This is a genomic window from Acidithrix sp. C25, from assembly GCF_904848545.2.
Map to the genome: position 1 here is coordinate 936,534 of NZ_CAJHCI020000006.1, position 23,052 is coordinate 959,585.

21 protein-coding genes and 2 pseudogenes are annotated in these 23,052 nt (G+C 48.5%); 4 read left to right on the plus strand and 19 right to left on the minus strand.

The annotated features are described in order from the left end of the window. Positions 1 to 38: 38 nt before the first annotated feature. Both ACIDITHRIX25_RS73205 and ACIDITHRIX25_RS73210 read right to left on the minus strand, forming a co-directional pair. Positions 39 to 425 carry an RNA polymerase sigma factor sigma-70 region 4 domain-containing protein gene (locus ACIDITHRIX25_RS73205; RefSeq protein ID WP_052604386.1) on the minus strand — a complete coding sequence of 129 codons (387 nt, stop codon included), beginning with the start codon at positions 423 to 425 and terminating at the stop codon, positions 39 to 41. A 512-nt stretch (positions 426 to 937) separates the two neighbouring features. Beyond that, positions 938 to 3,177, minus strand: a pseudogene (locus ACIDITHRIX25_RS73210) (vitamin B12-dependent ribonucleotide reductase); the annotation flags it as partial. A gap of 94 nt (positions 3,178 to 3,271) precedes the next feature. Between ACIDITHRIX25_RS73210 and ACIDITHRIX25_RS73220 the strand changes: the two are divergent. Next, a complete protein-coding gene (locus ACIDITHRIX25_RS73220) occupies positions 3,272 to 3,610 on the plus strand; it encodes a helix-turn-helix domain-containing protein (RefSeq protein WP_052604390.1) in 339 nt (112 codons plus the stop codon). An 891-nt stretch (positions 3,611 to 4,501) separates the two neighbouring features. Here the strand turns inward: ACIDITHRIX25_RS73220 and ACIDITHRIX25_RS000000104205 are convergent. The 5 genes from ACIDITHRIX25_RS000000104205 to ACIDITHRIX25_RS73240 form a co-directional block, all read right to left on the minus strand. Continuing rightward, positions 4,502 to 5,050 (minus strand): DDE-type integrase/transposase/recombinase, encoded by a 549-nt coding sequence (locus ACIDITHRIX25_RS000000104205; RefSeq protein WP_201732955.1) that lies wholly within the window; start codon positions 5,048 to 5,050, stop codon positions 4,502 to 4,504. Positions 5,051 to 5,512: 462 nt separating this feature from the next. Beyond that, complete coding sequence (locus ACIDITHRIX25_RS73225; RefSeq protein WP_213333406.1) at positions 5,513 to 5,773, minus strand: hypothetical protein; 261 nt, start codon at positions 5,771 to 5,773, stop codon at positions 5,513 to 5,515. A gap of 158 nt (positions 5,774 to 5,931) precedes the next feature. Then, positions 5,932 to 7,182 (minus strand): ATP-binding protein, encoded by a 1,251-nt coding sequence (locus tag ACIDITHRIX25_RS73230; protein ID WP_201732623.1) that lies wholly within the window; start codon positions 7,180 to 7,182, stop codon positions 5,932 to 5,934. A gap of 1,244 nt (positions 7,183 to 8,426) precedes the next feature. After that, positions 8,427 to 8,708 carry a type II toxin-antitoxin system YafQ family toxin gene (locus ACIDITHRIX25_RS73235; RefSeq protein WP_052605452.1) on the minus strand — a complete coding sequence of 94 codons (282 nt, stop codon included), beginning with the start codon at positions 8,706 to 8,708 and terminating at the stop codon, positions 8,427 to 8,429. Further along, positions 8,695 to 8,958, minus strand: coding sequence for a type II toxin-antitoxin system RelB/DinJ family antitoxin (locus ACIDITHRIX25_RS73240; RefSeq protein ID WP_052605453.1), 264 nt, complete (start codon positions 8,956 to 8,958; stop codon positions 8,695 to 8,697). Before ACIDITHRIX25_RS73240 ends, ACIDITHRIX25_RS73235 begins: the two co-directional genes overlap by 14 nt. Positions 8,959 to 9,712: 754 nt before the next feature. On the opposite strand from ACIDITHRIX25_RS73240, the gene ACIDITHRIX25_RS73245 reads away from it, so the two are divergent. Both ACIDITHRIX25_RS73245 and ACIDITHRIX25_RS73250 read left to right on the plus strand, forming a co-directional pair. Continuing rightward, the gene (locus tag ACIDITHRIX25_RS73245) at positions 9,713 to 10,003 is read left to right on the plus strand and encodes a nucleotidyltransferase family protein (RefSeq protein ID WP_052605462.1); all 291 of its coding nucleotides are present in this window, start codon (positions 9,713 to 9,715) and stop codon (positions 10,001 to 10,003) included. Then, on the plus strand, positions 10,000 to 10,353 hold the full coding sequence (locus ACIDITHRIX25_RS73250) for a HepT-like ribonuclease domain-containing protein (protein WP_052605454.1): 354 nt from the start codon (positions 10,000 to 10,002) through the stop codon (positions 10,351 to 10,353). The genes ACIDITHRIX25_RS73245 and ACIDITHRIX25_RS73250 overlap by 4 nt, the downstream gene beginning before the upstream one ends. Before the next feature lie 495 nt (positions 10,354 to 10,848). On the opposite strand, the pseudogene ACIDITHRIX25_RS73255 reads toward ACIDITHRIX25_RS73250, so the two are convergent. The 7 genes and pseudogenes from ACIDITHRIX25_RS73255 to ACIDITHRIX25_RS73285 all read right to left on the minus strand — a co-directional run. Next, positions 10,849 to 11,448, minus strand: a pseudogene (locus tag ACIDITHRIX25_RS73255) (alkyl sulfatase dimerization domain-containing protein); the annotation flags it as partial. Positions 11,449 to 11,489: 41 nt separating this feature from the next. Beyond that, positions 11,490 to 11,807, minus strand: coding sequence for a hypothetical protein (locus tag ACIDITHRIX25_RS73260; protein WP_201732625.1), 318 nt, complete (start codon positions 11,805 to 11,807; stop codon positions 11,490 to 11,492). Positions 11,808 to 12,314: 507 nt separating this feature from the next. Next, positions 12,315 to 13,379 carry a helix-turn-helix domain-containing protein gene (locus ACIDITHRIX25_RS73265; protein ID WP_201732626.1) on the minus strand — a complete coding sequence of 355 codons (1,065 nt, stop codon included), beginning with the start codon at positions 13,377 to 13,379 and terminating at the stop codon, positions 12,315 to 12,317. Positions 13,380 to 13,499: 120 nt separating this feature from the next. Then, positions 13,500 to 13,760: a type II toxin-antitoxin system RelE family toxin gene (locus ACIDITHRIX25_RS73270; protein WP_201732627.1), complete on the minus strand. Its 261-nt coding sequence runs from the start codon at positions 13,758 to 13,760 to the stop codon at positions 13,500 to 13,502. A gap of 82 nt (positions 13,761 to 13,842) precedes the next feature. Next, a complete protein-coding gene (locus ACIDITHRIX25_RS73275) occupies positions 13,843 to 14,061 on the minus strand; it encodes a type II toxin-antitoxin system Phd/YefM family antitoxin (RefSeq protein WP_213333407.1) in 219 nt (72 codons plus the stop codon). A gap of 462 nt (positions 14,062 to 14,523) precedes the next feature. Further along, the gene (locus ACIDITHRIX25_RS73280; protein ID WP_201732629.1) at positions 14,524 to 15,801 is read right to left on the minus strand and encodes a type II toxin-antitoxin system HipA family toxin; all 1,278 of its coding nucleotides are present in this window, start codon (positions 15,799 to 15,801) and stop codon (positions 14,524 to 14,526) included. Then, the gene (locus ACIDITHRIX25_RS73285) at positions 15,794 to 16,069 is read right to left on the minus strand and encodes a helix-turn-helix domain-containing protein (RefSeq protein WP_082058881.1); all 276 of its coding nucleotides are present in this window, start codon (positions 16,067 to 16,069) and stop codon (positions 15,794 to 15,796) included. Before ACIDITHRIX25_RS73285 ends, ACIDITHRIX25_RS73280 begins: the two co-directional genes overlap by 8 nt. Before the next feature lie 1,547 nt (positions 16,070 to 17,616). Between ACIDITHRIX25_RS73285 and ACIDITHRIX25_RS73290 the strand changes: the two genes are divergently transcribed. Next, a complete protein-coding gene (locus ACIDITHRIX25_RS73290; protein ID WP_152626205.1) occupies positions 17,617 to 18,405 on the plus strand; it encodes a nucleotidyl transferase AbiEii/AbiGii toxin family protein in 789 nt (262 codons plus the stop codon). Between the two features lie 763 nt (positions 18,406 to 19,168). Here ACIDITHRIX25_RS73290 and ACIDITHRIX25_RS73295 read toward each other — a convergent pair. The 5 genes from ACIDITHRIX25_RS73295 to ACIDITHRIX25_RS73315 form a co-directional block, all read right to left on the minus strand. Then, a complete protein-coding gene (locus ACIDITHRIX25_RS73295; RefSeq protein ID WP_052607158.1) occupies positions 19,169 to 19,459 on the minus strand; it encodes a type II toxin-antitoxin system Phd/YefM family antitoxin in 291 nt (96 codons plus the stop codon). Positions 19,460 to 19,922: 463 nt separating this feature from the next. Next, entirely contained in the window at positions 19,923 to 21,200 is a 1,278-nt protein-coding gene (locus ACIDITHRIX25_RS73300; RefSeq protein ID WP_201732630.1) for a type II toxin-antitoxin system HipA family toxin, read from the minus strand. After that, the gene (locus tag ACIDITHRIX25_RS73305; protein ID WP_201732631.1) at positions 21,193 to 21,468 is read right to left on the minus strand and encodes a helix-turn-helix domain-containing protein; all 276 of its coding nucleotides are present in this window, start codon (positions 21,466 to 21,468) and stop codon (positions 21,193 to 21,195) included. The genes ACIDITHRIX25_RS73300 and ACIDITHRIX25_RS73305 overlap by 8 nt, the downstream gene beginning before the upstream one ends. Before the next feature lie 549 nt (positions 21,469 to 22,017). After that, on the minus strand, positions 22,018 to 22,350 hold the full coding sequence (locus ACIDITHRIX25_RS73310) for a type II toxin-antitoxin system PemK/MazF family toxin (RefSeq protein WP_052604413.1): 333 nt from the start codon (positions 22,348 to 22,350) through the stop codon (positions 22,018 to 22,020). Further along, complete coding sequence (locus ACIDITHRIX25_RS73315) at positions 22,350 to 22,607, minus strand: AbrB/MazE/SpoVT family DNA-binding domain-containing protein (protein ID WP_052604414.1); 258 nt, start codon at positions 22,605 to 22,607, stop codon at positions 22,350 to 22,352. The genes ACIDITHRIX25_RS73310 and ACIDITHRIX25_RS73315 overlap by 1 nt, the downstream gene beginning before the upstream one ends. Positions 22,608 to 23,052 lie beyond the last annotated feature (445 nt).

The window sequence follows — 23,052 nt, forward strand, 5'->3', positions numbered from 1 at the left end:
AATACCGCAATTTTCCTCGTGGACGTGTATCGCGACACCTAGCGAGCTATCAGTTGGTGAACTCTCTGATACGAGATGCCGAGAATATCGCCAATATCCCGTAGAGAAAGGCCCTCATTGGCCAGGTCGTGAGCGAGACTTTCGGCATCGGTCTGCACTTCACGTTCGAGTCGTATTGCAGTCTCTCGGGTAGACCGCAGTCGGGCAGTTCGTTCAGCTACCTCCACCGTCCCAACCTTCCCTATTTCTATGTCAACATTGAAACTATCGGATGGAACGTCTAGAGTGATCGCGATCAGTGAGCTCGCCATTGTTCCGGCTTCGCTGAGACGTCGTGCTTGTGTCAACCCGCCGATCTCGGGGATGCTGACCATCCACCAACGGCCCTCTCTGGCAACTGTTGCTTTGTAGGTGTGTTTGGTCATTTGTTGTCCTATCTATCTGTATGGCAGGTACAACCCGCGATTGCCTTACGCGCATTGTGAACGACACCAGGGGAGATCGTTTTGTGACCGTCCGGGAGTGTGAAATGATGCTGGCCACTGGAGCATCCATACATCGTGTGACTACCGTCGGTCCACAATGCTGTCCATTTGGCTGCTTTGAACTCTTTAACCATTTTGCGAGAGGATTCTTCTGCAACCATATGGTTAGTCTAGCCAACAATACACGTAAAGTCAATCAGGCTAGACATGAATGTTTACCGACTTTACATTCCGAAATAGGCATGTAAGCCCTCTGATTCATCCGCTGTGAGGCTGCCAAGCATATACCGAGAGCGTTAAAGTAAGTAAGTGTTTTTATGTTGTGAAGTTGTGAAGTTGATATGTCAAGTAGGCGTGGCATCACAACCGAATACAACAAGGGTGCCCAGCTTGCGCCGAACACCCTTGAAATGTTGCACCTAATCCTATAATAGTGCAGTCTACCAGGGGTTTTAGGAACACCCCCCTGAGCTGCTGCACCCAGGACAACACCAGCAAGATCCCGTTTTCATCATTGATGTTCCACATTCATAACACAGTGGCGCATCAACGATCCTACTATAAGGATGCTCATCTATGGAAACCTGTTCCTTTAGAGGCGACCCCAAAGCTTTAGCATCGGCGGAATAGTGTCCAAGTCGCATTCTAAGTTCAACTTCCGTGGGATTGCCGTCAAGCTCGGGGAATGAACTACCTACTGAGTCGCCGTTCATAGATGTATATGGAGGCTCAACCATGGTTTGACGTTCCTCTGAGCTATGAATCCCAAGCTCTGAGCGAGTGCCAGAGTCAAGCTAATCAATAGCCACACGCCTGAAGATGCAGTCAACCAAAGACGAGGCAATCCGAAGATCGGGATCGTCAGTCATCCCTGCTGGCTCAAAGCGCATGTTAGTGAACTTGCGAACATAAGTTTCAAGCGGTACACCATGCTGTAGGCCAAGACTTATGGCTATCGAGAAAGCGTCCATGACTCCGGCCGATGTGGAACCCTGCTTGGAAACCTTAGCAAACAACTCACCAGGCCGTCCGTCGTCATACTCCCCTACTGTCACGTATCCTTCTGCTTCACCAACACGGAAAGCATACGTGCGGCTTCTGCGGTGACGAGGAAGGCGACTGCGAACTGGAGAGATTACTTTAGGCTTTGAAAGTTCTTCTTCCAGCCCAGCTACACGGTGGCGCAAAGTTGAGCACTCTGCCTCTGCCTCCGCTGCAAGAGCTTCCCACGTTTCTGTTTCTGATGTCGTATCTTGAGTTGCTAAATCTTTAGTGCTCGAGAGCGGTTGGCTAACCTTGCAGTTATCACGGTAAAGAACTACGGCCATAAGTCCAAGCTCCCACGCTTCGATGTAGGTTTCCTCGACTTCTTCGACGATTGTTTCCTCTGGAAGATTGGCCGTCTTTGAAATCGCTCCAGAAAGAAATGGCTGAACAGCACTCATCATCTTGATATGGCCGCTCGCTGAAATAGAGTTCTCCCCAACGGCAGTCGCGAAAACCGAACGATGTTCAGGCCGAAGATGCGGCTCTGACGTTAGAGAGCTGCCGTTTACTATTGCCTCGAGAATAGCTTACCGATCAGACTCGCTGTAGCCGAGGCGCACAAGTGCTGATTCGACGCACTGTACAGGGAGGATCATATTTCCACCACCAACCAGTTTCTTGTACGAAACAAGCGAGAAAGCGGGTTCGACTCCAGTGGTACCACAGTCCATCAGGAACGAAATAGTTCCAGTTGGAGCAAGCAGCGTAGCCTGAGCATTGCGAACGCCAGAGGTACGAGCTATCTCTAGGGTGTCATCCCAGATTTGTGTAGCAGATGAGAAAAGTTCCGGCGAAACCAACTTCTCGTCGATCTTCCCCATTGCTTCTCGGTGCATATAAAGTACTTGAAGAACTGATTCGGCGTCGCGTGAGTATCCAGTTAACGGCTCAAGGCGTGCTGCAAGTTCAGCCGAAGTCATAAAAGCAACTCCGGTCATAAGTGCCGTAACAGTCGCTGCAAGCGCCCTTCCGCTGTCTGAGTCATAAGGCAACCCTAAAGTCATAAGAAGCGCTCCAAGGTTTGCATAGCCCAGTCCTAGCTGGCGATAAGACCGAGTGTTCTCAGCTATAGCCTCGGTTGGGTAATCACTGTGATTGATGAGAATATCTTGGGCAGCAAATACCAACCGGCTTACATGAACGAAGGACTCGACATCAAACGAACCATCATCACCCAAAAAAGACAGCAGATTCAGAGATGCAAGGTTGCATGACGAATTATCAAGTGAAAGATATTCTGAACATGGGTTCGACCATTTATCCGTCCAGCTTTTGGCGTAGTGTGCCAGTGATTGATTGTGGTATCGAACTGAAGTCCTGGATCGGCACACTCCCACGCAGCTTGGGCAATCTGACGCATCAGGTCACGAGCACGCATGGTGCGAAGTAATCCACCTGTCTTTACTGCTCTAAGTTCCCAGTTCTTGTCCTCGAGCACAGCTTCCATGAATTCATCAGTTACCCGAACAGAGTTGTTAGCGTCTTGGTACTGGACTGAAAATCCGTCCCTACCATCAACTCCCATATCGAAACCAGCATCCCTGAGCGCCCTAGCTTTGTGCTCTTCTACTGCTTTGCACCAGATAAATTCTTCAATTACTGGATGTGAAGCGTCAAGAATGGCCATCTTCGCAGCTCTTCTAGTTTCCCTAGTCATAAATTCGTTTAATTAAGGAATTAATCCCTATTTGTAGTGTTTTACCTATACAGAGGTACATTTCACTACACTTAGTAGAAAAATGGAAAAGAAGATCGGTCGACCTGCTTACAAGGTTGTTCTTTCAGACAACGATAGAAAGTTCCTAGAGGGTGTAATCCGCAAGACCACCTCTCCACAGTCTCACGTAACTCGTGCCAAGATTGCTCTTGGAGCTGCTGATGGCCTTAGCCACGAAGAGATCGTTGAATTGTCCGGTGTCTCAAGCTTTACTGACTCTAAGTGGAGGAAGAGGTTCTCTCTCTTTGGGGTATCAGTTCTATCTGATGCTCCACGAAGTGGAACCCCAAGAATCCGGAGCCCGCCAAAGAAGTTGTCACTTCCACACAATCTAAGCTACCTCCTTTCGGCTCCCTTTTGATACATTTCCAACCGAACTATTCGTAGGAATAATTGGTACCTCTGCTACTGAATCGAAAGTCTCTGCACCTACCCGATATCCACCTTCGTGGTTTAGATTTGTGCTGCTCCCACCTACAGCGTCGCACCGCTTAGCACGTATCTCGATTTGTTCGACGCTATGGGCCCGTTGGGGAGTTTCAAACCATTACGAAGGGGTGTCTCAACTGCACAATTCACACTCACTTGGGCTCAAATCGCAACCCCCGTCACACCCAAAGAATTAGGGACCTCGTGTACCGGTGAATGTCAGGATAGTTGACGCATTTGCCTGCTTTCAGATTAATGGCCATTTGGCCATTTTGAGCCGTTTTAGTCTCTCTGATTTCGCGGTTTCTCGCAACGATTATTTCATCGTGGATGATCACTTCGCAAGCGATTATTGAAATGTGCATAAACGCGGAGCGTTTAAACACAATTCAACAATCTTTGACCGCTTTCACCAACAGTTTTCTTCTGCTGCTACTACCAACTAAGTCAAATAGTCATTGAAGATACTTTAGAACTAGCAGGCAAACTTTGACTAACGACCGATCTATCTCGCGGTGGTGTGGTCCATGTTCTCGCCAGGTGAGGCTCCAATCTCTCACTTTGGAGTTGACCCACCTCTTTGGATTGAGTTCCTTTGTTCTCTTGTAGAGCTCGGCTCGCTTTGAGAGTACCTCCATATGGTTACCTTCGTGGACATCGTGTGGAGTGACGAACTTTAGAGCACTATGGCGGTGGTGGTAGTTGTACTAACTGACAAACTTCTCCACCCAGATCCGACTATCTGCAAGGCTTTCAAATCCTTGAATAAGGATAACCTGGCCAGTACTTGGTTGTACGAAAGAGCGCCTCGATGTGAGGGTTGTCATCTGATATTGAAAGGTCGTGAGTTAGAGGTGGTGATTCCCATCTTGTAACAAAGCTCCAGTAGAGATGATCCTTTCATCGGTGAGCCGTTGTCACTATGTAATATCTTTGGAGCTCTTCCTCCTTCTAGGAGGGTTGCTCTTCTTACTACGTCGCTAAGTTGCTGAGACGATTCGCATCCATACACTTCGTAACCAACTATCTTTCTTGAATATAGATCCATTACGAAGTACAGGTAGTAGTAGATACCACTAGCTGGTCCACGGAGCCAAGAGATGTCCGTGACCCAAATTTCAAGTGGACAAGTCGCTAGGTGACTAGGTGTACCACGCTTGACTTGCTTTTTAGCTCTACCCCTGTGGTTGTTTTGCTTGTTATCTCGAAGAATACGATAAAAGGTAGATTCTGATCCGAGATATATACCCTTATCAGCTAAAGATGGAACTACTTGACTTGGTGGAAGTGATGAGTACTCCTCTTTGTGGAGCGTATCTAATATCTCTTGACGTTCTGATTCATCAAGGGCAAAGCTTGGTTTAGCCTTAATGACAAAGGGACGCTTGTCATGGGTATTCGCACCTTCAGCCTTGGAACCTCTGGTAACTGCGTAGTGACAGACCGAGTTCCTTTACCGCTAGTCGTAATCTAGCTCCAGCATTATGAGCTTCATCAATAAGTTCTACTGCGAGTAGGCGATCTGAGGGAGGAGATCATTGTAACCCCTTTGTCCCTCGCCAGAATAGCCTCGGCTTTTCCTTAGCTATACCAGCAATGTGTAAGTTTCTTGCTGTGCCTTTTCTTTTCTATTTAGCTCTATTTCAATTATTTAAGCTTCAAGCTTCTTTGACTTAGCCTTCTCACTTGCAGCTTCTCAATGGCCATTAACGCAGATCGGTATTTAGAAGTGGTTTCACCACTTCTATCATTCGCCTTTGAACAGGTGATTCTCCAGTTATCAAGCTCTTGTTTCAAAATTCCATTGGTTCGAAGATATTGCCCGAGTTGCAACTCACTCATTGCTGCTGTAGCAAGTACGCACCTGGAACTTAGCTTCTGAGCTCCACGTATGTGTCGGGGTTCCCTTTACTGGGTCCTGGCTAATCAGATCAGCTTCTACTTCTTTTTTCCATTGGTAGATAGTTGCACTTGGTATCTTGCTTTCTTTAGCAAGTTGGGAAAAAGCACCTCTTGGTGTATTTGGATCTGAAAGGAGCGTCCTTATTTTTCTGAAAACAGCTTCCTTTTGATCCTTTGGATAAAGTATCATCATTCGATCCGAGTTCTCGCCCTATGGGGTTGTACATATTTTACTTGAGCAGATGCCAACCATCCTGACACCTAGGGGTACCGCACATCGTGATTAAGCTTCAATCTAAATTGCAAATACTCCGAAACTGCCTGCGGCGACCACTGCGATAGCACGACTAGCTAGGGGCCCAATGCAGCCAAAGCAATTACTGCCACCCCATCCGGCCTCATGTAGCTGTAGCCTCCGGGCGTGATCACGCCTAGCATGCTCGGTTCACCTGTTCGATCTCTATCAATCTTTCCCACAAACCTCAATAGAGAAGCTGCACCTTCATCGATGCGCCCAGCGCCAAGCTTTACTTCGAATGCAGCCCAACGCCCATCACGCAACTGCACAACTGCGTCGACTTCTTGTCCCCCTTTGTCCCGGTAATGAAAAACCTCACCATCTAGGGGCTGCGAGAACACGCGCAAATCACGGACGACTAGCGACTCAAACAACAATTCGAGCAACTCTAAATCCCGAACTAATCTCTCGGACGTAGCTCCCAATGCAGCCACCGCAAGCGATGGGTCAACGAAATGACGCTTAGGCGAATTACGAAGCATTGTACGCGAACGAAGATGTGGCGACCATGCTGGCTGATTTTCTATCACCATTAGGCGTTCAAGAGCGTCAAGGTAAGAGACGACCGTGTTATGAGCCAATGGTCCAGACTCCCCTCCCGCCTCATAGCCCAAAACTCCAATTGCCACTTCGGTAGCGACATTGCGAGCAAAAGATCGTAAGAAGCGTTTAAGTCGTTGTGGGTCTCTATATGCCCCTGCCAAACGTTGAACGTCTACATTACAAATATTGTCAAGATAATCACGCACCGAACGAGCAGCGACGCGTGAAGAAAGTTCAAGATTTCGTGGCCAACCACCGCGTACTATCAGATCGGTAAGGTCCTGAAGCGAAAGCGCAACTTCGCCCGACTTCGGGGCCTCCCCTTCCATAAGGTTCGTAAGAGAAACCTGACCAGTGCTAAACCCCATCTCAAGCAACGTCATAGGTCGCATAGTCAAGATAGAAAATCGACCTGCGCCACTGTGGCGCTTAGTATCATCATTCGGAACTGACGAACCGGTAAGTATGAACTGACCAAATGTCCTGCGCTGGTCAACCAGCCTACGCACATCGTTCCAGATACTCGGCGACTCCTGCCACTCATCAATCAATCTCGGAACAGCGCCTTCAAGCACGAGCAACGGATCAACACTAAGAGCCCGCTTTGCTTCAGTATCAACATCAAGCATCACAGAACTCTTGGCTAATCTAAGAGCAGTTTCCGTCTTCCCGCACGCTTTGGGCCCCTCAATCAGTACCGCACCGGTCGCTGCCAAGCGTTCAATCAGTTCAACATCGACGATCCTGTCCCTATACAACATTTTTAGCTTTCCATAAAACGTAACACATAGAGCATAAGCGACACATTGATAGATTTGGCCGAAATACATTGATAGATTTGGCCGAAATACATTGATGCTCGAGGCGGTGAACGCCATCGGCTTCAGCCCACACAATCTCAGCGATCTAACTTCAAATGAGCCACTACTAAAGCGAGAACGGAAATGCCTGGGCCAGAAAATGAGAAAGGTGGACTCTATGGGTAGTCGAGGCTTCTGGAGTTACAAACTCAAAGGTGACACTATACCCAAGGTTTTCGCAAACGTTGATCTCATGGTCTCTAGTACTGTTAGCTCAGTTTAACCGGTAAAAGTAAGCCTATCTCAGTACTTAATGTTGCAACTGAAGTGCAGTTAGACCTGCTGGATGCAATTGTGGAAGCCAAACTGCCACGGTGGATCCTGGATGGTCTACCCTAAATGTAAGAATACTGTCCAAAATATAATTGGGAGGATTTGTCGTGAAGGGTAATGACCTACACCAGATCGAAAATCCTCTTGGCGTCGAATCAGCTTGTTCGATTACTGATAAACCTCTCGGCGGTGGCCAACGGTGTAACGACAATTAGCAGGACTCTATTATCGATTGTGTAAATGATCCGGAGGTCACCTACTTTTTAGCCTAAAACCATCGCGACCCCTGAGCTGGCGAGAAGCAGGGGGACGTGAATCTCGAGCGAGAAGCTCAATCGCTCCCTGAATCCGGGGTTGAATTGAACGATCAATCTTTCGAAGTTCACGAACTGCGCAAGGCCTAAGTTCGATTTGATACCGCCTCATGACCAGCTGAGATCTCTCTTTACTTGATCCCAGGGAATGTTAATATTCGGTTCGTCACGGGCGATATCAAACGCGGTTACATCACGTGACTCTTCGAGCGCCTCGACCATTTCGTCGTATTGGCTCGGGCTTATCACCGCTGCTGCGCGCCGGGAGTTGTCGGCGAGTTAGTTTGTATTCCATCACCTACAACAACCCGCTGGTGAGTACCTTTAAGGCCAATACATGAGATGGAGCCAAACTGTTTTCTCGTAAAGGCCAACTGCATCTTTGAACCGATTTTGCATGAAGCCGAAAATCTGACATGTCATCGTATTTGAGGTAGTACCAAGCCATCAATATACTGGTAAAAACGGATCGTTATGGTCGGGTTAACAATGGTGTGGCGTTTCCACCATTGTTGGATCTGTAATCTAATCAACCACTTTGAGATCTTGAGCTGAACCCTACAGTCCGAGTTCGGAATGCGAACCAAGCCTCACTAGTTGCACGCGATCCGGATTTGATTTTCTATATATGAGCACTAAATCGGGTCTAATATGGCAGTCGCGATGATCACTCCATTCTCCCGCAAGCGGATGGTCTTGATATCGTTGTTCCAAAGGCTCGTCATTAGCTAAGGATTGCACGATACTGTGAAAGTCTCTTTCTAGGGTGAGCCTATGTTTCCCCTTTGCTTCTCGCTTGTAATCGCGTTTGAAAGCATTGGTAGTCTCAATCAGGCGCATTCAAATCTGCCATCAGTTCCTCAACCGTTGCAAAGGAGGGCAGATTACCCCGTCGTGCTTCTTTCATTGCCTCGATAGTTTCTTCATTGGGAAGCAGTGGATCAAAAGGTAGAGCGTGCTCAGTAGCGACTCTAGTCAGGAGTAGACGCACTGCGTCAGATACGGTTAGCCCCATTGCTTTTAAGACAAGAGCGGCTTCTTCCTTTATGGCACTATCAATACGAGCCTGAACCAGCGCATTTGCAGGCATAATGGCCTCCTCTACTGAATTACATTGTAATACACCGCTGGTGTATTACCAGGGCAAATTGGTAGATTTCGTGCTGAGCGCTAATGAATTAGATCCAGAAGCATAATTTTCACCCGGGGGTACTCAAGAGGGTAAGTCGCCTGTGGCGAAGACGTGGAGCAGTAAGTCATGGATACCATGTTAATTCTACTTTCGGGCACCACCCCATGAAAGCCCAGTTCATGACTATATTGGCGACTGTGGCGGGTTCCCATTTAATGGTCCAAAATGAATGTGATCTTTGGATCGGGTTGTGTTTACACATTAGTGACTTTAAGGCAAATCCATAGAGCTTTTTCGATTAATTAGTAGCGGCTGGTTGTTGAGCCTGTGGGCGAAGGTCAAACGGTTGGTGTAAACGCGTAGCGTTTTCCACACTTTACATAATGGACACAAAACTCACATTAGTGGTGGATTGATAAATTGGGAGCCTTTCAAGAGGCTTTATCTGATTTAGATGCTTACTTTCCACCCTTAAATCCGAAGACCCACTAATCGGAGCCGGCCAAGGCCGCTGGTCACATTTCAACTTAACCTTGCCTTTCCGCTGCAATCGATCTCTGATGCGTAACATTAGATTCGGTCAATAACTATACGGCGCTACCGCATGGCGCCTCATCGAGCGCAATCGGGGCGATTCAATTCTAAGATAGTACTCGAAGAGTTGAACCCCGCAGAACTTTTAAACAGGTTGCTTCTACTAGGTGGTTTTTTGATGCGGCCGTCTGAAGTGCTCGAAATGAATCGAAGACAAGTGCGCGACTTAGTTAGCAGCTATCGCACTTCGAATCCTCGTGTCTTCGGATCAGTGCTGCATGGCACCGATAAAGAGGGCAGCGATCTTGATATACTGGTCGACGTTTTACCGGGTGCGACGTTACTGGATTTGGGTGGCCTGCTCGATGATCTCGAATCGCTGCTTGGAATCCATGTAGATCTTGTGACACCAAGAGATTTGCCTTCAAAAATTCGAGCGAAGGTACTCGAAGAGGCCAAGGCTGTATGAACGAAAATCGCCTTCCGGATTACCTTGAGCACATGAAGCAAGCCGCGGCGGACGCATGCGCCTTCGTCGAGGGGTTAGACAAGGCAGACTTTTTTGGTGACAAACGTACACAACAGGCCGTCATCATGAGTCTCGTTATAGTTGGCGAACCAGCAACCCTTATCATGGGACATTACTCGAAATTTGCGCTGGATCATGCGGAAGTACCATGGCGAAACATGCGGGGTATGAGAAACCAAATTGCTCACGGCTATTTTGCCCTAAACCTAGAAGTAGTCTGGGAGACAGTAAGGTCAGATTTGCCAACGCTACTCAGTCAGCTACCTTTATTGCAACGGGATGCCGCTTAGCTCGGCGTATCAAATGGTCGAGTTGAAGGCTTGAACACCAAGTTCTGCTCGATCATGGCCAGATGCTACGGACTTCATTCTGCTGAGGGAACTCAATCGTTGGTGATGCTATCTTGTGGACCAATCGATCTCAGACTTCCGTTCGAGAGGGCGAGTTGATCCACATGAAGGTTAGGAGAGCCCGTCAACTTTCAATTTACAAAAACCTGCGACAATAAACTGCTCGTCAAAAGTGGCGACTGCGCCAAAGAGCTCTCTTCTGACTAAATCCTTGATAAACCTAACAAATCTGGGAAGTGCTACCTATGAACAAAAGGATGTTCATGCACATGGGCAGCCCCTAGTGGCACGAAGAGACTCTCTCAAGCCCCACTAAGACAGTGCGATATTAGAGTCCACTTCGAAGTTGTCCAAACGGCTAAAAAAGTCAATCAATGCGCCAACATCGCCATCTATAGTTACCTGCTTTGAACCTATAGCATCGATCATGGCAAGCTATTGGCCAAGGACCAGATCCAGCACATGGCGATCTAATCGAATGGTAGCTGTAGCCTCGAGATCATGGCGGCCTAGGTAACTTAGAGCACTATTTTCTAACCACAGGACCCACTTCTCGCCGGTATCAGGAAAGTCCCAATTTATAGCCATATTGCGCCCCTGCGCATTTGGACCATTGAGACGGACTCCAAAAAGATCAAAGATCATATCGATAGACATCGAAGAGAGAACTTCAAAATTTGCCCCAGGTCGGGCCGTGGGAACAAATGAGACCTCCGAGCGAAGCTCTAGCGCTCCACAAAGGTAGAAGTTACGCCAGGGGCCAGATTCAGCCTGATAAGCAAGCTGCTCATATGTCGAAGCAAGAAGTTGACGGGCAGCGATATTCTCTGGTTCGCTAAAGACCAAATGAGTAAAGACTTGGCTGACCCACCTATATTTTCCAAGGCCATAGTCGCGCTGTGCTCGTTCTAGTATGGCCGCAGCTCCACCCATATATTCAACATAGGCCTCACCGGCCTCGCTTGGCGGAAGAGGATTGAGATTGGAGGGATTGCCATCAAAAAATCCTAAATATTTCTGATAAACCGCCTTCGAGTTGTGATTTAGCCCTAGTTGTCAGGATGGTTGGCTTATGCTCAAGTAAAGTATGTATAACCCCATAGGGCGAGAACTTGAGGAATGAACTCACAGAACTGTCGGTACCCAGATGGGCGTTTCTGGTATTTTTCGCAATACTCATCGAATAGAAGCTTTTGCGGTGACAGATTGGATTTCGACAGTTCGGCGATAATTGCGTCTCCATCGGGGACCACCTCTTCATTTGACATTGGATCTGGACTTGTTGGATAGCAGATAGCTCCTATCCGCTCATCGTCAGGTTTGTGTGCTTGGAGAATCACACCCCGCCACCTTCCAATTTGGCGAGATGCCGTTATTTGGTATCCACCTCCCATTTCTTTAAACTCATCTAAGACTTCCTCTCCAATATTTGCGATTCAATTCAAACGTCAAGAGACACTAATCAGATCGATTTCTAGGTGATCCGGAAATTTCGGCGGGCTGGTCCAAAGATTGTGGAAAATTCAGGTGAATGTGAATTAGGTACCTCAATCGCTAAGGATGAGCTTTTCGCCTAGCCAATTCTGATCCCACACCACAAGTGATGGATATCATTAATTCCAAAGCAAGCGCTTCGGAACTCCTTTGTCCTCGCTTTGTCTTGCTAACACGCTTAGCGAAACCGATTCGGTATTCGTATCACCATCCCAATGTTGGGTTCTTCGTGGGTTGACGTTCTAGCACTATCAGTTCATCCAAACTGTATTTGAAGAGATGCCAACCATCCTGACACCTAGGGTCAAAGAGGATCTCTTGTACAAGTACCTTTTAGGGAAGCCTTTCAATAGCCGGAGCAATGCCACCATCCACCAGATCTATGAGCACGTTTGCGTCCGAGACTATTAGTCGCATGTCGAGGCAAAGTCGTGTATCTTGTTGAATTCATCGATTGAGATACCTAAGAGCTCGGCAGCCTTACTCGACCCAATGTATTCTTCACTCAATGCACGAAAGATGAGCTGCTGAAATGAGTAATCGATTTCCGGCGGATACTGTTCTCCTGGTTCAACTTTACTCCAACCATTTTTCCGAAACATTATCATCATCGCCTTGCAACGGTCTCGACCTAATATTCCAAGATCAAGGGCTCGATAAAGAATGCCTGCCATACTCAATCCAAATTCAGCCTTTAGTAAAGACAATTCCTTGACATCTATACTCCTGCGACTCGCTCCAAGACGTTCAACTACAGTCGCTTTAGGCAAAAGCAAAGCCCCGGCAAAGCGATTGCAAGCCCGTTCCATATCCAAATCTGGCGATATACTCTGACCAGCAAGTACTATATGGCCGAGCTCATGGGCTATTGCGAACCGATGCCTATCCCCAGTAATGTTTTTAGAGACGACTATTAGGTGTGTCTCACCAACCATCGCTGATAAGCCATCGAACCTTGCAGGAATCGGGACAGTCGTGAAGATCACTCGGATCCCCTGTTCGATTATGACCTCGACCAAGTTTGAAATCGAACCTAAACCTAGCCCCCAATCACTACGAACTTCGTCAGCGATCATTTCCATATCGTCATAACTCGTGGCATTCACGGACGAATTCAATTTCATTTTTTGAAATTTGCTTTGAAGCGATGGTAGGAGCGACTCAAGTTCAAATAACCGTTCTATTTGCTTCATAACGTCAAATTCAATCGCGCCAAGCTCTGATTTAGAAAGGCCCTGCATCTTGCGGTACTCAATATTCGACAGTTCATAAGCTGCAGGGCGTAGAAAGTACTCGACGCGAACTCCCAAAGCACGCGCGAGTTTTATAAGCATGGTTGATGAGGGCGTTATTAAACCGTTTTCATATTTGCTCACAGCTGTATGCGAAATTCCGATTTGCTCTCCCAGTTCCCGTAGGGATAGACCAGAGGCTTTCCGAGCGCGTTTGATGCGATCGCCTATTGAACTCATTTCACCATGCATAGTTTACATTTTAAAACAACGTCGTGTTTTTTGTAAACTATCGGGGTGAACCCAGGATAATCCATCCACGGAACAAAGAAAGACGATGTTCTACCGACGCCCGAACGGTTAGTGTCTCGTCCTGTATGCGTCGCACTCGTGCACTACGGCCGTTACCGTTACATTGCGCGACTCTTCATCAATTAGGTATGGTATCCGATAGGAACTGCGACGAGCCGTAAAAATATGCAAAAGGGGCTCCTTCAAAGGCTTGTCAACTCGGTAGGGATTATCTAGTAAGGCTCCAGTAATGAATTCGTATGCTGCTAGAGCTACCTTTTCCGGAAGTGTTTCAGCTAGTGCGACTGACGCGGAACGCGCAATCTGCAAACTCTAACGATCATCTCGCGACGACACGTCGCCCAGACCTAATCATCACTTGCTTGAGCTCCTCGAGGCCTAAAGTGTCACCTTATTTATTGTCGGACAATCCCCTCCTATGGGCTTCAAGAAGCAAAGTGTCTGACAGAACCGCAATTGTTTCAAAAATTGCGTCATAGTCATCAGCGCCAAAAAGAACCGCGGCACGATATCCGCTCTTGGCAATTTCAATTCGCTCGCGCGTCGGACTCACCTCTTCAATTAGTTTCGACAATTGTGCGCGAGCATCAGCTAGTGGGACTGTTGACACACTTACAACTATTGCGCTAATGGATTTTAGCCGCCAACTGAAGTACGAAATATTGTGAAAATTCACGCTCAGCTCCCTGGGAAGAGAGCGGCAAGAAAGAACCAAACTCTGTCAACAAACTTGACGCAACTTAGGCCCTTTTATAGACACAGCGAGCACTCATGCAATGGCCAATATCAGGCGCCGCTAATCCAATCAATGGAATGAAAATAACCGCCTATCTTGTAGGGCCCTACGAGTACCTCCCCCTTCGTAACGCTTATCTTTGCGAACAGCCTTCTTGCTTTACCAAAAAATCCACAAGCACACCTAGAGATTAGGTTCCCGCTCCCCTATCTCTGGTATCTGTCCTTAGGCACCTTTTTTATGCACGGTTGCCCGTTCCAGTTAGGTTTCGATCAAATCAAGTGCAAACCTATCGGTTAGGCGAAAAAACACCATTGCTAATTGGCGGCTTCGTTCTTAATTTCCGAGAATTCTTAGGCAGCGGCGAGCTCTTTCACTAACAAGGTCAACGAGGCGCGGCGTAAGTGGATGATTCAAACTCAAATCACCAATTGCCCTAGCGGCATCCGCCATGGCGTCAGGTGCCCTTCGAACCAATTCCGCCACCCATTCGACTACCATATCTGGATCTAAGTCGAGATCATCTGCTACTTTTGGCCAAAGATTCCTCATGGGTGCGACGAGGTATTCGTCACCGACCTTCATAGCCAATCGCAACTTCCGCTCATGGGTTCCATATGGTAAAGCTGACGCGATATCGTACAGGGGAGCCAACCTAATATCCCCTTGCGAAAGAACTAGAGAATAATTCTTCGCATGGCCATCAGTTCCACCGATAATCCAATTCCACGCTAGGGCGCCCACAAAACGTTCAATTGCGTCTTCCTTGCTCCTAGTGGACATCACTTGCCGAAAGAGATGGACGATATCTTTCGGACCTGGGCCACCATCACTTTGATACTTATACGATGGCCATACCGATAATGCTTGACAGAGATCTTCTTGATGGATTCGCACGATTTCACCATTGACAACTCGCCGATCATAGCGTTCTATAACAAGCACTGACTCATCTCCAAAGCTCATAATTTGCGACCGAGAAACAACCAGTCCTGCGCGTCGCGCTGCATCGAGGCAGAGGTGCTCATTTATATCGTGGCCATCGAAACCGCTAACCGCGGGTTTGAGGATGTGAGTCGTAGGAATCGACCCTGTTGGAACACCCCACTTACCATTCGCGAAGAGGAGGGCTGTCTTGGCTTGTGCGCCAGCCAGACTGAAGTGACCTTGGAAATATCGACCCAGCCATGAGGTAGTATCCGCCTTCAACTCTGAAAGTTGCCTTGCTAATTCGTCCTCATTCAACCAGGTCACGTGTCCGTTACGCTCTCGAACTTCATCAAGAGCCTCGGGAGTAGCGAAGCGAAATGCTCCAGCCACGTCATGGCCGATTGGCGTTGAGAGCAGCGAAAAGGCCGACGAGGCACCTACTTGATAGTATCGAGCCCATCGTGCAATAACAGCTTCATTATCGGGTAGAAGTTCACTTAACCAAGGAGATATCACGCTATCAGGATGCGACCGTAACTGTAAGGGCATAGATACCGACAAAGGAGTAGAACTTTTCTTTCGGCGGTATTCATCATCGTAGTCAAAGCGGAGTCGCCCGTTATTCAGACGAGTGACTAGACCAGCGACTTCATTGTCGTGAACTACGTAGAGGCCATCACTCATGGTAGCGATGCTCTTCGAGAAGTGAGTCAAGACTAACAGTTGGTGTGAACGTCTCTTCAATGTCCTGACTTATCATTATTGTCAAGCCGAGGTATTCCAAGACTCCTAAGACGAGTGCAAACTCTGCTCTTGGTTTGCCTCCCTCGAACTCGTAGATCCACTTACGGGAAACACCGACCATCTCGGCAAGTTCAGCCTGACTAAGACCAAGATCTTTTCGACGACCACGCACTGCCGCTGCAACGTCGCGGATAGATCGAACTCGCATAAATATTCCTTTTGACACCGATCAGTTTCAAGTATAGCATGCAACCGATCGGTATCGTAAGTTGCGTGAGATCGTTCGGTTTCACCAAAAAAGGCTAATTCTTGGCGATCCATCGCTAATATTAGGATTCAGACCGAAATTTAAACTAGAAGATTTTTCAGGGGTGGATCAAACGCATCCGCCAGAGTGCGTCATTCAAGTGCGTACCGAAAGTAACAGTTTGCTCGAAGCAGACGAGTGATCGTAAAAGCTGCAAGATGCATTGGAGTAACGCAAATCCACATAGACCGAAACTTGAAATGAGAACTCTCGTCCAATAAAATGAAAAAGCACAGTCGACCGCCGTAAAGCCTTGAAAAGGTCCTCGGCCGCTCACTAGCGGACTTCCAACTAATCGTACGAGCACCTCAACGAATGACTTATCCATTCATCTCACCTTCTTTGTGCACCACGCGAAGAAAGCTAACGCACAATCGGAGAATTTAACCTCTTAAGGATTTCTAAGTTCAAGAGCAGAGGAACATGAGTTGGGAATTACCGACCTATAGTCGAATGTGTTCGAGACGATTGTATGTTTTTCAGTGTCCAGGGGTTGAGTAGGATCTCTCATAATACTGTGAAACCCCTCGTTTATAGGGTATTGCGTAGTAGTCATACGAAATTAGTACTGTATTACCCCCGTTAACGGGGTATACTGCAGTAGTGAATCGTACCACCACCGTAGATCGCATTGCAGAATTCGCCGAAGACCAGTGGGGCCTAGTGACCCGTCGTCAACTCGAAAACGCTGAGATTCCAGCAACAACCCTCGACCGCATTACCGCTCCAGATTCACTACTAGAGCGAGTCGCCTACGGTATCTACCGTCTCGTGGGTTCGCCCACTCCTGATCACATGGAACTGCGGGCCGCATGGCTTCAGCTGGTTCCCGCTGTACCCGCATGGGAGCGCACTCCCACAGAGGGCGTGGTGTCGCATCGGTCGGCGGCGGCGCTCTATGGTATAGGCCACCTCCCCGCGGACCGGCACGAGTTCACGCTTTCTCAGCGCAAGCAGAGCCGGCGGCGAGATGTTCGTCTTCATCGACGCCCCCTCGCAGAGGGAGAGTGGATTCAGTTTCACGGACTGCCGACGACCCGTCCAGCGCGAATTGCCTCTGATCTGCTGTACGAACACGAGGATCCTGGGGCTGTCGCTCAGATTATCGTTGACGCCATCCGCCAGGGCTTCGACTCCCCCGAAGCCTTCGCTGTGAGCCTCGCCCCCCACGCAGGTCGATTCAGACTACGCCATAACGATGGTCTCTCTCTTCTTCGCTGGCTGCTCGACCTCGTCGGTGACATGGAGGCGGAAAAATGGATGCAAGAGGCGCGCAACGCACGGTACGATCCGACTAGCGCTCAATCAGTGTCACAACACGGGCTTACAGCGTGAGTGAACGAAAGCGAACCTACTCTAGTCCGGGGGCCTTCCGTCGGGCGCTCACCGACAAACTCAAGACGGTCGCGGAATCCAGTCGGTGGACTCTCCCGCAGCTCCAGCGGCAGATGACGTACGACCGCTTTTTGGAGCGGCTATACCTTATCGACGAGGGGTGGGTCGTTAAAGGCGCAACGGCGCTCCTTGCCCGCGAGATTGGCGTTCGAGCCACAATCGATATCGACGTCTATCGAGCGGTGGAACATGAAGTGGCCGAAGTCGACATCGCACGAGCGGCAGCTCTCGATATCGGTGACTACTTCAGGTTCGATATAGGCCCGACGCGCGCGCACTCAGACGGAGCAGCCGGCTCCCGCTTTCCAGTAACCGCATACGTCGGAGCGACAAGGTGGGCTCAGTTTCACGTCGACCTTGTTGGATCGAATCTCCGCATGACCGGAGAACCTGATGAAATGCCGGCACTATTCCGTGTCATGATGCCCGACATTACCCAGCATGGTTATAGGGTTTACCCGCTCGTAGACCATGTAGCCGACAAAGTGGCGGCAATCATCGAGCGGCATGGGGACCGTCCGTCTACCCGTTTTAAGGACCTTGTCGACCTCGTCGCCATTATAACGGAGGCGTCGGTAGACGCCGGTCTTCAAAGGGCGGCAATGCATTCAGAAGTGGAGCGGCGTGGAGTCGTTCCGCCTGACCGCTTCGACGTACCCGACCGTGCACTTTGGGAGATGGGATATAAGAGGGAGGCACAACGGTCATTGCTGCCTTTGGCCTCGACGCTCGACGAAGCACTGGGCGTAGTCACGCCATTCATCAACGCAGTTTTCGACGGAACGGCAATCGGTCATTGGGACCCGACGACGCTGCAGTGGAGGGCCGAGACAACTTTCTAACCCTCGGGCGATATACGAGCACGGACACAATCAGCGCTACGCAAAGATGCAAGGGCCGGGTTCGATCGCTATCCAGCCTCGCGAACCGGTACCCTACAGTGTGAGTGGGTCAGAATTGGAGTTCATATTCGAAGTGGCTCTGAGTGTGGCTAACTAGTCCAGATACTCCGGGTGCGCCAGGCGATCTTCAACGAGGATAGCATCCGAATCAAGTTGCGAGAGGTAGTTGCTAACGCAGTTAGTTATCACTTCGATTAGAGCGACCGACCTCACGTGATTCGTCTCCAATTTGCGTGCGACGAGCCTTTTGAAGTTTGAGGCTGCCGCACGATTTAACGCCCCTAATGTAACCGGCTTGCAACGATTCGTCTTTCGTGCTTTATATCCGTGTAGACGAGTCGATTCTTATCGGTGTTCCGACATACCAATTGCCGCGGAATCCGCACTTGGATCGGTTGGGTTTACAGATCGGGAACCTGCAAGTAAAGTTATCACTTTCGCGAAACCCAAGCTACATCCATTTGCTTACCTTTTGAATCGCCTTCTGCTACTTTTTCTTAGGAATGATTGATGTGCCTGACCCTGGATTAAGAGGTCCCTGCGCCTACCTGAGCTGCTAAAGTCCTTGTACAGTATTAGCTATCTCCCATCTGCAGCCATGTACCATTATTGAATCTATATGCGGTAAGGCACTACTTTTTCCGGTACTGTTTGACGGAGCGAAATCGAAGCAGAGTGTGGGATACGCAAACTATAACTATCATCATTTCGCGACGACACGTCGTCCAGACCTAATCATCGCTTGTCTGAGCTCTTCGGCGCCCAATGTATCACCTTCTTGATGACCTTCCAATCCCCTCTTGTGGGCTTCAAGAAGCAAAGTGTCTGACAGAACCGCAATTGTTTCAAAAATTGCGTCATAGTCATCAGCGCCAAAAAGAACCGCGGCACGATATCCGTTCCTGGTAATTTCAAATCGCCCGTGCGTCGAACTTACCTCTTCAATCATTTTCGACAATTGTGTGCGCGCATAAACAATTTGGACTGTCCTCATTTACACCAAATAAAGCGTTAATCGATCCGTGCAGCCAACGAGAGTATGAAATATTGGAAGAGTTCACGCTCAACTCCTTGTGACGAAAGCGGCAGTTAAGGAGTCACCCTTAAGAGCAAAGTTGACGTTATCCAGAGTTTAATAGGCACCTCACATTGCCACCTCGTATGTGCAATGTTAAATGCCACCATGGCAATCAATAAGAGGAAAATCACGGCCTGCCTCATAAGACCTTACGAGTACCTCCCCCTTCGTAACGCTCCCCCTAGCGAAAAGACTTATTGCTCTACCAAAAAATCCACAAGCACACCTAGAGATTAGGTTCCCGCTCCCCTATCTCTGGTATCTGTCCTTAGGCACCTTTTTTATGCACGGTTGCCCGTTCCAGTTAGGTTTCGATCGAATCAAGTGCAAACCTATCGGTTAGGCGAAAAAACACCATTGCTAATTGGCGGCTTCGTTCTTAATTTCCGAGAATTCTTAGGCAGCGGCGAGCTCTTTCACTAACAAGGTCAACGAGGTGTGGCGTAAGTGCATGATTCAAGCTCAAATCACCAATTGCCCTAGCGGCATCCGTCATGGCGTCCGGTGCCCTTCGAACCAATTCCACTACCCTTTCGATTGTCAAATCTGGATCTAAGTCGAGATCATCTGCTACTTTTGGCCAGAGGTTCCTCATGGGTGCGACGAGGTATTCGTCACCGACCTTCATAGCCAATCGCAACTTCCGCTCATGGGTTCCATATGGTAAAGCTGACGCGATATCGTACAGGGGAGCCAACCTAATATCCCCTTGCGAAAGAACTAGAGAATAATTCTTCGCATGGCCATCAGTTCCACCGATAATCCAATTCCACGCTAGGGCGCCCACAAAACGTTCAATTGCGTCTTCCTTGCTCCTAGTGGACATCACTTGCCGAAAGAGATGGACGATATCTTTCGGACCTGGGCCACCATCACTTTGATACTTATACGATGGCCATACCGATAATGCTTGACAGAGATCTTCTTGATGGATTCGCACGATTTCACCATTGACAACTCGCCGATCATAGCGTTCTATAACAAGCACTGACTCATCTCCAAAGCTCATAATTTGCGACCGAGAAACAACCAGTCCTGCGCGTCGCGCTGCATCGAGGCAGAGGTGCTCATTTATATCGTGGCCATCGAAACCGCTAACCGCGGGTTTGAGGATGTGAGTCGTAGGAATCGACCCTGTTGGAACACCCCACTTACCATTCGCGAAGAGGAGGGCTGTCTTGGCTTGTGCGCCAGCCAGACTGAAGTGACCTTGGAAATATCGACCCAGCCATGAGGTAGTATCCGCCTTCAACTCTGAAAGTTGCCTTGCTAATTCGTCCTCATTCAACCAGGTCACGTGTCCGTTACGTTCTCGAACTTCATCAAGAGCCTCGGGAGTAGCGAAGCGAAATGCTCCAGCCACGTCATGGCCGATTGGCGTTGAGAGCAGCGAAAAGGCCGACGAGGCACCTACTTGATAGTATCGAGCCCATCGTGCAATAACAGCTTCATTATCGGGTAGAAGTCCACTTAACCAAGGAGATATCACGCTATCAGGATGCGACTGTACTTGTAAGGGCATAGATACCGACAAAGGAGTAGAATTTATCTTTCGGCGGTATTCATCATCGTAGTCAAAGCGGAGTCGCCCGTTATTCAGACGAGTGACTAGACCAGCGACTTCATTGTCGTAAACTACGTAGAGGCCATCACTCATGGTAGCGATGCTCTTCGAGAAGTGAGTCAAGACTAACAGTTGGTGTGAACGTCTCTTCAATGTCCTGACTTATCATTATTGTCAAGCCGAGGTATTCCAAGACTCCTAAGACGAGTGCAAACTCTGCTCTTGGTTTGCCTCCCTCGAACTCGCAGATCCACTTACGGGAAACACCGACCATCTCGGCAAGTTCAGCCTGACTAAGACCAAGATCTTTTCGACGACCACGCACTGCCGCTGCAACGTCGCGGATAGATCGAACTCGCATAAATATTCCTTTTGACACCGATCAGTTTCAAGTATAGCATGCAACCGATCGGTATCGTAAGTTACGTGAGATCGTTCGGTTTCACCTAGGAATTAAAAATTCGTCAAAAAGTTGAGTGACCAATAGTGCTTATTGGTCTACCCTTTCCTATAAAATCCTACTTCAGGATACGGATTTTTTGGACGTGAGAGAGATTCATAACAAAGTGAGATGAACCGAAATTTTAGGCTCGATCAAACATGGATGCAAAAAAGAAGATTCTAAATTTCAAATTCGCTCCGTGTCGGCTACCTAATGTTTTACTCGAATAGTTGCAAGTCTTATCCACGCATCGAACAACCGTCCGTAACTCTCAACGGATGCACCTTTACGGGTTGGTCGCTCGCCAACCGCTACTACCCTCAAGGAACAAGCTGCCTCACTCGTTTTATAGACGAGATTGATGACATAGGATCATCCTGCTTAGGGACATCCTTACGACGCCGCAACCTTAAACATTTTCAACGAGCCACTGTTTCAATGGCAAACTTAGAAGGTGTGCTATTTCTCTCATTCAAATATCGGAGCAAGCTTCGCCAGCACTTCGTCGAGAACTGATCCTGGAACCTTTTCCAACCAACGGGCATTAGCGGCTCCTAAATCAATAGCACACGGCTGATCACACCTGACTATTCCGTTGGTACTCGTTCCTGCATCCTGGAGTGACACAGCGAAACCCGCCGTCCTGGAGAAGTTACCTCCTGTTGTAATGGGCAAGACTATAGGGACCCTAACGACTCGATTAAATGCAGTAGCTGATACCACCAATACGGGACGTGTGCCTCTTTGTTCATGTTCCAAAGTTGGGTCAAGCGACACAAGGTAGATATCGCCACGTTCCACTAAAGTAGCTCGTTCCCTACGGGCTCTGAATCAAGCCAAACCCGGTCTTCTTGAGATAGTTCCACTGATCCATCACATTGAGCTAGCAATTCTTCCAAGGTGTATCGTGCTCGCGGAGCTTTTGTAATTACTAGCCGATCGTTATCTATTTCAATTCCGACAGTCTCACCTGAATGTAGGTGTAATAGATCGAGGAGAGCAGGGGGAACGGCAAGCATGACTGACCCTCCGACCTTACGAAGATTCGTTGTATACACTACGCTCCTTTTTCAAATTAGTTATACTAAAGTATAATACATGGTAAACCTAAAGAACCTACTAAACCCAACCGTTATGGTCTTTACTGGGAATAATGCATGAAATTGCGCCGGAAAGTCCCGTCCGTAAGGGCGGGGAGTATTTCACCATACAACTCCTCGAATCGGAGAGGTTACGAATAACGAGACCCAAAGTACCTATCTCACGGGCTTCATTTATCGTTCAAGGAATACGTGGGAACCGTTAGGTGTCAAGATGGGAGGATAAAGCGGCGAACTGCAAAATCAAAAGCGCATCGGATTCAAGGCGTTGGCAACAATATCGACCTTATTGGTTTATTTACGCTAAAACTGCTAGCCGAGAGTTCAAAGCCCAAATCATTCAAGCAAGAGTGCCACAATCGGCGCAGGAATTGCCCATGCCGGACAAGAAATGCCCATTATT